We start from the raw sequence: 13709 nt of genomic DNA, 5'->3' as shown, positions 1-13709 counted from the left end.
GCGGCCTGGGTGTGGCCGATGTTGGACTTGATCGAGCCCAGCCGCAGCGGTTCGGCCCGATCCTGGCCGTAGGTGGCGATCAGGGCGTGGGCCTCGATGGGGTCGCCGAGTGTGGTTCCCGTGCCGTGGGCTTCGACGGCGTCGATGTCTTGTGTGGACAGTCCGGCGTTGCTCAGGGCTTGGCGGATCACCCGTTGCTGCGATGGCCCGTTGGGTGCGGTGAGGCCGTTGGATGCGCCGTCCTGGTTGACCGCCGAGCCGCGGATGACCGCCAGGATCTGGTGCCCGTTGCGCTGGGCGTCCGACAACCGCTCCAACAGCACCAGACCCGCGCCCTCCGACCACGCCGCGCCATTGGCGTCCGCGGAGAACGACCGGCAGCGACCGTCCGGCGACAACCCGCGCTGGCGGCTGAACTCGATGAACATCGTCGGCGTCGCCATCACGGTCACGCCGCCGGCAAGGGCAAGATCGCACTCACCCTGTCGCAGCGCCTGCACGGCCAGATGCGTTGCCACGAGCGAGGACGAACAGGCCGTGTCGACGGTGACCGCGGGGCCCTCGAAGCCGAACGTGTAGGACACGCGGCCGGAAGCCACGCTGGCGGTGTTGCCGATGGCGAGGTGCCCCTCGAAGCCGTCCGGCGCGCGGTGCAACCGGGAGCCGTAGTCGCCGTACATCACGCCGGCGAACACCCCGGTCGGGCTGCCTTGCAACGACGTCGGGTCGATACCGGCGGATTCCATCGCCTCCCAGGCGGTTTCGAGCAGGAGCCGCTGCTGCGGATCGGTCGCCATGGCCTCGCGCGGGCTGAGGCCGAAGAACTCGGCGTCGAAGTGGTCGGCCTCGTAGAGGAAACCGCCGTGCCTGGTGTACGTGGTGCCGCCGTGGTCGGGGTCGGGGTGGTAGATGGCGTCGGTGTGCCAGCCGCGGTTGGCGGGGAATTCTCCGATGGCGTCGACGCCGCCGACGACCAACTGCCACAACTGGTCCGGCGTGCTGACGCCGCCTGGGTAGCGGCAGCTCATACCCACGATCGCGATCGGCTCGTCCGCGCCGGCCCGCACCGCCGCCGGCCCGGTTGTCGCCGCCCGGACGTCCAGGATCCGTGTGCGGAGGTGCTCGGCGAGCACCGCCGGATTCGGGTAGTCGAAGACCAGGCTCGCCGGCAAGGTCGTGCCGGTCGCGGCGGCCAGCCGGTTACGCAGCTCCAACGCCGTCAGCGAGTCGAAGCCGAGTTCCTTGAACGTGCGCTCGGTGTTGACCGACTCCGGCCGCTCGTGCCCGAGCACCGCAGCGGCCGTGCGGTGAATCAGCTCGAGCAGCGTCTGGAGCTGCCGCTCGGTCGGCAGGCCCCGGAGCGTGGTCGCCAGTTCGGAATCGGTGCCGGCCGCCGCGGTCCGCCGCGACGGCGTGCGAACCAGCTTGCGGAGCACGGCGGGAAGCTGCCCCTGCCGGGCCAGCGCCCGGACGGCGGCGATGTCGATGCGCGCCGGAACGACCAGCGGGCGGTCCGTCCGCAGGGCCGCGTCGAACAGGGCCAGTCCCTGCTCGGTGGCCATCCGGGCCAGGCCGGTGCGGCCCATCCGGGCGATGTCGTTGTGGCCGAGGTGACCGGTCATGCCGGTGCCCTCGGCCCACAGCCCCCAGGCCAGCGAGACCGCGGGCAGGCCCCGGTCCCGGCGGTGCTGGGCCAGGGCGTCGAGGTAGGTGTTGGCGGCAGCGTAGTTGGCCTGGCCGGCGGTGCCGAGGATGCCCGCGATCGACGAGAACAGCACGAACTGACGCAGCGGCAGGTGCTCGGTGAGCTCGTGCAGGTTGCGGGCGGCGGCGATCTTCGGCCGGAACACGGTGTCCAGCCGCTCCGGCGTCAACGCGTCGAAGGTGCCGTCGTCCAGCACACCGGCCGCGTGGATGATCGACGTGGGGGAGTGCCGGGCGATGACCGCCGCGAGGGCTTCGCGGTCCGCAGCGTCGCAGGCGACGACCGTGACCTCCGCGCCCGGGATGTCGACGTCGCCGCCGCCCCGGCTGAGCAGCACCAGGCGCCGGACCCCATAGGTGGCGACCAGGTGACGCGCGATCAGAACGCCGAGTGTGCCGGTGCCGCCGGTGATCAGCACGGCCTCGCCGAAGTCGGGTGCCGGCGTGACAGCACGGGCCTCGACCAGCCGCGGCACGAGGACCTGGCCGTCGCGGACGACGACGTGGGGCTCGTCGGCGGGAATGGCCGCCGGCGTATTGTCGGCCTCCACCAGGACGTACCGGCCGGGGTTCTCGGTGTACGCGCTGCGGATGAGACCGCGCACTGGGGCGAGGTCGTCCGAGCGTACGACGACAGCGAGCGGAGTCTCGGCCTCGTGGCTCTGGACCGCGGTGAGCACGGCGGCGGTGGTCATGCCGGCCGTGTCCAGCACATCGAAGTCGGACTCGGTGGCTTCCGCCGGGAACCATTCGACGTGGAACAGCGAATGGCGTGTTCCATCGGAACGCAGTGCGTCGGCGGCGATCGGCCGCAGGCTCAGCGAACCCACGGAAGCGACCGGCAGCCCCGCGCCGTCGGCGACTGCCAATGACACCGCGCCCGGCCCGTCGGGCCGCAGCACGACCCGCAGCGTGGTCGCGCCGACGGCGTGCAGCGCCACGTCACTCCAGCTGAACGGCAACAGGCCCGGTTCTCGCTCACCCAGGGCGCCGAGCACGATCGGATGCAGCGCCGCATCGAGCAGCGCGGGGTGCAGCCCGAATCCGGCGGCCTCGATCGGCAGCACCACCTCGGCGTAGACGGCGTCGCCGTGCCGCCACGCCGCCCGCAGGCCCTGGAACGCCGGCCCGTACTCGTATCCCTTGCCGGCCAACAGGTCGTAGTCGATGTCGACGGGCGTGCTGCCCGCTGGCGGCCACTGGCCGTCGTATCGGCTCGGCGGCAGGGCAGAGGAGCTCACCACGCCGCTGGCGTGGCGGGTCCACTCGCCGTCGTCCGGCCGGGAGTACACGTTCAGCTGCCTGGTGTCGCCCTCGCCGGTGACGACGACCTGCACGGACAGCGAGCCCTGCTCGGGCACGACCAGCGGCGCCTCCAGCGTCAGCTCGACGACGTGACCGCAACCGACCTGGTCGCCGGCGTGGATCGCCAGGTCCACGAACGCCGTGCCGGGTACCAGCACCGTGCCGTCCAGGGCGTGATCGGCCAGCCACGGCTGGGTGGCCAGGGACAGCCGACCGGTCAGCACCAGCCCCTGCTCGTCGCCCAGCGGCACGGCCACCCCGAGCAACGGATGCTCGTTCGGGACCAGGCCGGCCGACGCGACGTCGCCCGCGATGCTCGGGGCCTCCAGCCAGTACCGCTGCCGTTGGAACGGATACGTCGGCAGCTCCACGTGTCGGCCACGGCCCGCGAGCACGGACCGCCAGCTGACGGCCAGCCCGCGCACGTAGCCTTCGGCCGCGGCGGTGAGGAACCGGTCCATGCCGCCGTCGTCGCGGCGCAGCGTGCCCACCGCTGCCGCGTCCTCGATGCCCTGCACCAGCACGGGATGCGGGCTGACTTCGACGAACACGGCATGGCCCTGGGCGATCAGGCTCCGCACGCCGGCGTCCAGCTGCACGGTCCGCCGCAGGTTGCGGTACCAGTAGGCGGCGTCGAGGCCGCTGGTGTCGAACCAGTCGGCCGTCACCGTGGAGAAGAACGGGACGTCCGACCGCCGCGGCTGGATCGGGGCCAACACTTCGAGCAGTTCCTGCTCGATCGCCTCCACATGGCTGGAGTGCGAGGCGTAGTCCACCGGAACCCGGCGGGCGCGGATCTCGTCGGCCTCGCACCGCGCGATCAGCTCGTCCAACGCGGCCGGGTCGCCGGAGACGACGGCGGAGCGAGGCCCGTTCACGGCGGCTACTGAAAGCCGGTCGCCCAGCAACGGCTCCAATTCGGCCACGGGCAGTGCGACCGACACCATGCCACCGGTCCCGGCGAGCCGGGTGATGGCTTTGCTGCGCAGCGCGACGACTCGCGCCGCGTCCCTGACCGACAACGCGCCCGACACGCAGGCAGCGGCGATCTCTCCCTGGGAGTGGCCGAGCACCGCCGCCGGTTCGACGCCGACCGACCGCCACAGCTCGGCCAGCGACACCATGACCGCCCACAGCGCCGGCTGGACGACGTCCACCCGGTCGAACGAGCCCTCCCGCAGCACGTCCACCAGCGACCAGTCGACGAACTCGGCCAGCGCGTCCCCGCACTCGCGGAGCCGCTCGGCGAACACCTCGGACGAGTCCAGCAGCGCGAGGCCCATGCCGGCCCACTGCGCGCCCTGGCCGGGGAAGACGAACACCGGCTTGGCCGGGCCGGTGGCGGCGCCGACGATCGTGAGGTCGGCCAGCCCCCGAACGAGCCGGTCCCGGCTGTCGCCGATCACCACGGCCCGGTGTTCGAACGTCGACCGCTCGAGCAGCGTGTGCGCGATGTCGGCCTCGTCGGCGTCGACCTCCCGCAACTGCGCGGCCAGATCCCGCAGCGCCCGCTCGGTGCGGGCGGAGAGCACCCACGGCACCACTCCGTTCGGCGCCGACGGAGCGGCCTCGACGGCCGGCGCCTGCTCGATGATCACGTGGGCGTTGGTGCCGCTGATGCCGAACGAGGAGATGCCGGCCCGGCGTGGGCGGTCGCGCTCGGGCCAGTCGGTGCTGTCGGTGAGGAGTTCGACCGCGCCGGCGGTCCAGTCGACGTGTGGGCTGGCCTCGTCCAGGTGCAGGGTCTTGGGGAGCACGCCGTGGCGCATGGCCATGACCATCTTGATGATGCCGGCGGCGCCGGCTGCGGCCTGCGTGTGGCCGATGTTGGACTTGATCGAGCCGAGGTAGAGCGGTTCGGCGCGGTCCTGTCCGTAGGTGGCCAGCAGCGCTTGGGCCTCGATGGGGTCGCCGAGACGGGTGCCGGTGCCATGGGCTTCCACCGCGTCGACGTCCTGTGTGGACAGTCCCGCGTTGGCCAGCGCCTGGCGGATGACCCGTTGCTGGGACGGTCCGTTGGGCGCGGTGAGGCCGTTGGAGGCACCGTCCTGATTCACCGCCGATCCGCGGACGACGGCGAGCACCTGGTGGCCGTTGCGCTGGGCGTCGGACAGGCGTTCGAGCAGCAGCAGGCCGGCGCCCTCGCTCCATCCGGTGCCGTCCGCCGCCGCGGCGAACGACTTGCAGCGGCCGTCCGGGGCGAGACCCCGCTGGCGGCTGAACTCCACGAACGTCGTGGGCGTCGCCATCAGCGCGACACCGCCGGCCAGCGCGAGCGTGCATTCGCCGCTGCGCAGGGCCTGGGCGGCGAGGTGCAGCGCCACCAGCGAGGACGAACAGGCGGTGTCGACCGTGACCGCCGGCCCCTCCAGCCCGAACGTGTACGACACGCGGCCGGAGGCGACGCTCGCCTGGTTCCCCGCGAGCAGGAAGCCCTCGAAGCCGTCCGGGGCCTGGCGCAGGCGTGAGGAGTAGTCGTTGTACATCACGCCGGTGAACACGCCGGTCCGGCTGCCGCGCAGGGTGGCGGGGTCGATGCCGGCCCGCTCGAACGCCTCCCACGCCGTCTCCAGGAGCAGCCGCTGCTGCGGGTCGGTGGCCAGGGCCTCGCGCGGGCTGATGCCGAAGAACTCGGGGTCGAAGTCGGCGGCGTCGTGCAGGAATCCGCCACGGGTGGTGTAGATCTTGCCCTGCTGGTCGGGATCCGGGTCGTACAGGCCGGCCAGGTCCCAACCGCGGTCGGTCGGAAAGTCCCCGATGGCGTCCGCGCCGGCGGCGACGAGGTCCCACAGCTGCTCCGGCGTCGTGACGCCGCCGGGGTAGCGGCAGCTCATCGCCACGATGGCGATCGGCTCGTCGGCGGCGACCGCGACCGGTGCCTGGGCGACGGCCTCCGCCGTCCCGACGACCTGGGCCAGCAGGAAGGCCGCGACCGCGGACGGGCTCGGGTGGTCGAACACCAGGGTGGCCGGCAGGCGCATGCCAGTGGCGGTGGTGAGGCGGTTGCGCAGTTCGACCCCGGTCAGGGAGTCGAAACCCAGCTCCTTGAACGGTCGCTCGGCGTCGAGCGTGTCGGAATCCGCGTGCCCGAGGACGGTCGCGACCTGGGCGCGCACCAGTTCCAGCAGCGCGTCGGCCCGGTCCTCGGCCGGCATCGAGGCCAGGCGCTGTGCCCACGACACCTCGGCGGTGTCGTTCGCACGACGAACCGGCGCCCGGACCAGGCCGCGGAACAACGGCGGCAGTTCGGCCAGCGACCGCAGGGCGGGCAGGTCCAACCGCGCCGGAATCACCGCCGGCCGCGCCGAGGCCCGGACCATGTCGAACAGTTCGAGACCGCGTCGCGTCGGCAGCGGCGCGATGCCGCCGCGGGACATGCGGGCCAGGTCGGCCTCGCCCAGGTGACCGGTCATGCCGCTGGCGTCGGCCCACAGGCCCCAGGCCAGCGACGTCGCCGGCAGCCCGGCCGCGCGGCGGTGCTGGGCGAGGCCGTCCAGGAAGGCGTTGGCCGCGGCGTAGTTGCCCTGGCCGGCGTGACCGATCGTGCCGACGACCGAGGAGTAGGTCACGAAGGCCGTCAACGGCAGCTGCCGGGTCAGCTCGTGCAGGTTCCAGGCGCCGTCGACCTTGGGCCGCAGCACTCGGTCGACGGCGTCGTGAGTCAGCGAGTCGATCGTGCCGTCGTCCAGCACGCCGGCGGTGTGGATCACCGCAGTGACGGGGTGTTCGGCCAGCAGGGCGGCGACGGCGTCCCGGTCGGCGATGTCGCACGCGACCGCCGTGACCCGCGCGCCCTCCACCTCGACCGCCGCGCCGCTCCGGCTGGCCAGCACCAGCTCGCGGACGCCGTGCTCGGCGACCAGATGACGGATCAACAGCCCGGCCAGCGTGCCGCTCGCGCCGGTGATCAGCACCGGACCGGTGAGGGCCGGAGCCTCGGACGTCTCGGTCACGCGGACGAGCCTGGGCGCGTGGAGCACGCCGTCGCGCAGGGCCAGCTGCGGCTCGCCGGTGGCCAGCGCGGCGGCGACGGCCTCCTCGCTCGGCTCGTCCATGTCCAGCAGGACGAACCGGCCCGGCTGCTCGGACTGAGCCGTGCGGACCAGGCCCCACACGGCGGCGCCGGCCAGGTCGTGGACGTCCTCCGCCGGCGACACCGCGACCGCCCGTGTGGTGGTGAAGACGAGCTTGTCGTTGCCCTGCAAGAGATCCAGTGCTCGACGGGTCGCCTCGTGCACGCGCTCGACGACATCGCCCACGCCGCCGAGGTCCGATGCCACGGTCCAGCCGGTGGTGTCGGAGGTGCCGGCCGGCACCCGAACCCAGTCCACCGCGTACAAGTCGTCATGGCCGGAAGCGGTGAGCTGCTTCGGGTTCACCGGGCGCAGCACGAGGGAGTCGATAGTCGCCACCGGCTCGCCGGCGGCGTCGGCGACCGTCAACGACGCGCTGTCGGCCCCGGTCTTCGACACCCGGACCCGCAGCGCACCCGCGCCGGCGGCGTGCAGGCTGACGCCGGTCCAGGAGAAGGGCAGCCGGGGCACCTCGGCGTCGGAGTCGACCAGTGGATGCAGGGCCGCGTCGAGGAGCGCGGGGTGCAGGCCGAACTCGGCGGTGTCGACGTCCGAGCCGATCTCGGCGTACAGGTCGTCACCGGACCGCCAGACGGCCTTGAGCCGGCGGAAGTTCGGCCCGTACTGATAGCCCTGCCGGGCGAGGCGCTCGTAGAGATCGTCGACGTCGACCGACTGACCGCGCGGCGGCCAGGTCGTGAGCGCCGCCGGCGCCGCCGCCCCGGTGGACAGCAGGCCCGAGGCATGCCGGACCCATGGGCCGTCGCCCTGCCGCGAGTGGACGGAAACCGGATGGGCGTCGGATTCCTCGGTGCCCACGAGAACCTGGATCTGCACACTGTCCGTTGTGGACAGCACGAGCGGGGCGTCGAGGGTGAGCTCCTCGACGCGGGGGCAGCCCAGCTGCTGGCCCGCGTGCAGGGCGAGTTCGACGAAGGCCGTGCCGGGCAACAGAACCGCGTCGGAGACGGCGTGATCAGCCAGCCACGGGTGGGAGTTCAGCGACAGTCGGCCGGTGAAGGCGACCGTCTCGCCGTTCGCGATGGCGACGGTGGCCCCCAGCAGCGGGTGACCGGCCCGCTCCAGGCCCAGTCCGGCCGGATCGCCGTCCTGGGCGGGGTTGTCCAGCCAGTACCGCTGCCGCTGGAACGCGTAGGTCGGCAGGTCGACCACCCGGGCCGGCACGTCCGCGAACAAGGCGTTCCAGTCCACCGCTCCGCCGTGCACGTGAACCTCGGCGAGGGAGGACAGGAACCGGTTCAGGCCGCCCTCGTCGCGGCGCAGCGTGCCCACCGCGGGGACGTCCTCGATGCTCGGCACGAGCACCGGATGCGGGCTCGTCTCGATGAACAGGTGGTTGCCCCGGCCGGCCAGATCGCGGACCACCTGGTCGAAGAGCACGGTGTGACGCAGGTTGTCGTACCAGTACTGGGCATCCAGCACGGTCGTGTCCGGCAGCAGCTCACCGGTGAGCGTGGAGTGGAAGGCCACAGTGGACTGTCGTGGTTCGATGTCGGCGAGGAGGGTGAGGAGTTCGTCGCGGATGGTTTCGACGTGGTGGGAGTGGGAGGCGTAGTCGACGGGGATGCGTCGGGCGCGGATGCCTTGTGCTTCGCAGTCGGTGATGAGGGTGTCCAGGGTGGCTGGATCACCCGATACCACAGTTGAGTTGGGGCCGTTGATGGCGGCGATGCTGATTCGGTCTTGCCAGTTGGTGAGGTGGGTGGCGGGTAGGGCGATGGAGGCCATGCCGCCTTTGCCGGTGAGTGTGCGGAGTGCTTTGCTGCGGAGGGCGATGATTTTGGCGGAGTCGTGGAGGGTGAGTGCGCCGGCGATGTGGGCGGCGGCGATTTCGCCTTGGGAGTGGCCGATGACGGCGGTGGGTTGGATGCCGTGGTGGCGCCAGAGTTGGGCGAGGGAGATCATGATTGCCCATAGGGCGGGTTGGACGATGTCGACGCGGTCGAAGTTGCCGTGGTGGAGTATGTGGGTTAGTGACCAGTCGACGTGCGGCCGCAGGGCCTCCTCACAGCGCAGGATGTGCTCCCGGAAGGTCGGGGACGACTCCATGAGGTCGACGGCCATGCCGACCCACTGCGAGCCCTGGCCGGGAAACACGAACACCGGCTGGATGTCGGCGTCGGCCTGGCCGAGCGCGACGTCGGCCGCCGGCTCGTCCGCGAGCAGGCTGTCCAGGCCCGCCAGCAGGCCCTGCCGATCGCCGGCCGTGATCACGGCCCGGTGCTCGAACGCCGTCCGCGCGGTGGCCAGCGTCCAAGCGACGTCGGCAACGCCGGTGTCCGTGCTGGTCACGAACTCGCGCAGCCGCGCCGCCTGCGCGCGCAGGGCCCGGGTGTCGCGGGCCGACAGGACCCAGGGCAGGACGGCGTCGGTCGTGGCGAGCGGCTGTGCCGGGGCGTCGGGCGCCTGTTCGATGATGACATGGGCGTTGGTGCCGCTGATGCCGAACGACGAGACGGCGGCCCGGCGGGGGCGGTCGTGCTCCGGCCACTGGGTGTTCTCGGTGATCAGTTCGACGGCGCCGGCCGTCCAGTCCACGTGCGGGCTGGGGGCGTCCACGTGCAGCGTCTTGGGCAGCACGCCGTGGCGCATGGCCATGACCATCTTGATGACGCCGCCGACGCCGGCGGCGGCCTGGGTGTGGCCGATGTTGGACTTCAACGAGCCCAGCCGCAGCGGTTCGGCCCGGTCCTGGCCGTAGGTGGCGATCAGGGCTTGGGCCTCGATGGGGTCGCCGAGGCGGGTGCCGGTGCCGTGTGCCTCGACGGCATCGATGTCCTGTGTGGACAGTCCGGCGTTGGCCAGCGCTTGGCGGATCACTCGTTGCTGCGACGGTCCGTTGGGTGCAGTGAGCCCGTTGGAGGCGCCGTCCTGGTTGACCGCCGACCCACGGATGACCGCAAGAATCTGGTGCCCGTTCCGCTGGGCGTCCGAAAGACGTTCCAGCAGCACCAGACCGACACCCTCGGCCCAACCGGTGCCGTCCGCGGCGGCGGCGAACGCCTTGCAACGGCCGTCGACGGACAGTCCGCGCTGGCGGCTGAATTCCACGAACATGCCCGGATTGGCCATCACGGTCGCGCCGCCGGCCAGCGCGAGCGTGCACTCGCCGCCGCGCAGGGCCTGCACGGCGAGGTGCAGGGCCACCAGCGAAGACGAACAGGCGGTGTCGACCGTGACCGCCGGCCCTTCGAAGCCGTAGGTGTACGCGATGCGCCCCGAAGCGACGCTGGCGGTGTTGCCGGTGAGCAGGTATCCGTCCAGCCCGTCGGCGGGCTGGTACAGGCGCGGGCCGTAGTCCTGGGACATGGCGCCGACGAACACGCCGACCCGGCCGTTGCGCAGCCGAGCCGCGTCGATCCCGGCCCGCTCGAACGCCTCGGCCGAGGTCTCCAACAGCAGCCGCTGCTGCGGATCCATGGCGAGCGCCTCACGCGGCGAGATACCGAAGAACCCGGGGTCGAACAGGTCGGCGTCGTGCAGGAAGCCGCCCCGGCGGGTGTAGGTGTGGCCGGGCCGGCCCGGCTCCGGGTCGTACAGACCGTCGACGTTCCAGTTGCGGTTGACGGGGAAGTCGGAGACGGCGTCCGTCGCCGACTCGACCAGCCGCCACAAGTCCTCCGGGGAGGCTACCCCGCCGGGGTATCGGCAGCTCATGGCCACGATCGCGATCGGCTCGTCGACGGCGCTCGCCGCCGTCTCGGCGGCACCGGTGGTGTCGCCGGACAGCCCGGCCAGGATGTGATCGACCAGCGCCGTCGGCGTCGGGTAGTCGAACAGCGAGGTCGGCGGCAACGCCAGACCGGTCGCCCGCGCGAGCCGGACGCACAGCTCGACCGCGGCGTACGAGTCGAACCCCAGATCCTTGAACGCCCGACCGGCGCCGACGGCAGCCGAGGTGACGTGCCCGAGCACGATCGCCACGTTCGTCCGGACCAGGTCGAGCAGCGCCGGCCTGGTCAGTGCCGGGGCCGTCGCGGGCTGGACGGCCTCGCGCTCGGCGAGCACCTCGGGCGTGGTCTCGACCCCTTCGGGCCAGTAGCGCTCGCGCTGGAAGGCGTAGGTGGGCAGCGCGATCCGACGCCCGCGACCGGCGAGGACCGACTCCCAGTCCACCGGTCCGCCGTGCGCGAAGACCGTCGCGACGGCGGTCAGCAGCGCGGGAACCTCGGGCCGACCGGCGCGCAGCGCGGCGGCCAGCGCCACGCCGTCGACGTTCTCCCGGGTCATCGAGGTCAGTACGGCGTCGGGACCGAGTTCGAGGAAGGACGTGACGCCCTCGTCGCGCAGCGCCCGAACGCCGTCTCCGAACCTGACCGTCTGGCGCATGTGCCGCACCCAGTAGTCCGGGGAACACAGCTGCTCGGCAGTGGCGAGTCGGCCGGTGACGTTGGAGACCACCGGGATCCGCGGCGGCCGATACGTCAGGGTGCTCGCCACGGCGCGGAAATCCGCCAGCACTTCGTCCAGGTGGGCGGAGTGGAAGGCATGGCTGACCCGTAGCCGCCGCGTCTTGCGGCCGGCGGCCTGCCACCGCTCGGCGACCGCGAGCACGGCGTCGGCGTCGCCGGCGACGACCGTCGACCGGGGCCCGTTGACCGCGGCGATCGACACCCCGTCGGGCAGGTCGGCCAGCACCTCGTCCTCGCCGGCCTGCAACGCCACCATCGCGCCACCGGCCCGCGCGGCCTGCATCAGCCGGCCCCGGGCCGACACCAGCGCGCCGGCGTCGGACAGCGACAGCACCCCGGCGACGTGGGCGGCCGCCAGCTCCCCGATGGAATGCCCGGCAAGGAAGTCCGGGTTCACGCCCCAGTGCTCCACGAGCCGGTACAGCGCGACCTCGACGGCGAACAGCGCGGTCTGCGCGTGGGCGGTCTGGTTGAGCAGCTCCTCGTCGGCGCCGAACACGACCTCGCGCACCGGCTGCTCGATGTGCGCGCAGAGCTCGTCGAACGCCTCGGCGTACACCGGGAACGCCTCGTACAGCTCGCGGCCCATGCCCAGCCGCTGGCTGCCCTGCCCGGTGAACAGGACGGCGAGACGGCCGGGCTCGGCCGCGGTGCCCTGCACGACGGCCGCGGACGGCTCGCCGTTGGCCACGGCGTTCAGGCCCGCCGCGAGTTCGTCCCGATCGGCGCCGATGACCACCGCGCGGTGATCGAACATGGTCCTCGTGGTCACCAGCGACCACGCCACGTCCGCCACGTCGCCGAAGCCGCTCAGCCGGGCGGCCTGCGCCCGGACAGCGTCGGCAGTGTGGCCGGTGACGACCAGCGGCACCGGCAGCGACGTGTCCGCCGGGATCGGCTCGGCGGCGGTCTCCGCGACATCGCTGAGCACGAGGTGGCAGTTGGTGCCGCCCATGCCGAAGGAGCTGACGCCGGCCAGCAGCGGCCGGTCCGGCCGCGGCCACTCCCGCAGCTCGCGGGCGACCTCGATGTTCAACTCGGCCAACGGGATCCGGGGGTTGGGCGTCTCGAAGTTCAGGCTGGCCGGGATCTGCCGGTTGGCGATGCTCAGCGCCGCCTTGAGCAGGCCGGCGATGCCGGCGGCGCCCTCGAGGTGGCCGATGTTGGTCTTGCCCGACCCGACGACCAGCGGGCATCCCGGCTGCTTGGCCGAACCGATGGCCGCGCCCAGCGCCGCGGCCTCCAGCGGGTCGCCGACCGGGGTGCCGGTGCCGTGCAGTTCGACGTACTGCACGTCGGCCCGGTCGCTGCCGGCGCGCTCGTGGGCCGCCCGCACGACCTCTTCCTGGGCGCGGGCGCTCGGCACGGTCAGGCCGTCGGTGGCGCCGTCGTTGTTCACCGAGCCGCCACGGATGACGCAGTACACCCGGTCCCCGTCGGCCCGCGCGGCGGACAGCGGCTTCAGGAACACCGCCGCGCCGCCTTCGCCGCGCACGTAGCCGTTGGCGCGGGCGTCGAAGGTGAAGCACCGTCCGTCCGGGGACAGGCCGCCGAACCGCGCCGCCGCGATCGCGCTGTCCGGCACCAGGTTCAGGTTCACCCCGCCGGCGATGGCCGACGTCGACTCGCCGCGCCAGATGCTCTCGCAGGCGGTCAGGACCGCCACCAGCGAGGAGGACTGCGCGGTGTCCACGGTCATGCTCGGCCCGCGCAGGCCGAGCGTGTAGGAGAGGCGGTTGGCGATGATGCTGCGGTGCAACCCGGTCACCGAATGCGGCGTGATGGCCGAGGTGCCGTAGCGCTGCAGCAGTTTCGCGTAGTCGTCCCAGATGGCGCCGACGAACACGCCGGTCCGGGTCTCCCGCAGTTTCTCCGGCGGAATCCCGGCGTTCTCCAGCGCTTCCCAGCCCAGCTCCAGCATGAGCCGCTGCTGCGGATCCATGGCCAGCGCCTCGCGCGGCGAGATCCGGAAGAAAGCGGGGTCGAACCCGTCGACCTGGTCGAGGAAACCGCCGAAGCGCGGCGCGTCCGCGCCGTCCCAGCGCTCGGGCGGCGTCTCGACGATGGCATTCACGCCGTCCCGCAGCACGGTCCAGAACTCGTCGGGACTGCCGGCGCCGGGCAGCCGGCAGGACATCCCGACGATGGCGATCGGTTCCCGCTGCGACGTGGTGAGAACGGAATCGTCAGCCAT

At 72.4% G+C, this 13709-nt stretch carries 1 protein-coding gene (only partly in view); it reads right to left on the bottom strand.

The features are described from left to right. Window positions 1-13709 carry the 5' portion of a type I polyketide synthase gene (locus BJ998_RS39565; RefSeq protein WP_184869276.1) on the bottom strand. It extends 3904 nt beyond the left edge of the window, so the window shows 13709 of its 17613 coding nt (coding positions 1-13709); the start codon lies at window positions 13707-13709; the stop codon falls past the left edge of the window.

Source organism: Kutzneria kofuensis (assembly GCF_014203355.1).
GTDB classification, from domain to species: domain Bacteria; phylum Actinomycetota; class Actinomycetes; order Mycobacteriales; family Pseudonocardiaceae; genus Kutzneria; species Kutzneria kofuensis.
Note: the sequence above shows the minus strand (reverse complement) of the source record. Positions and strands in the feature narration are given on the sequence as shown.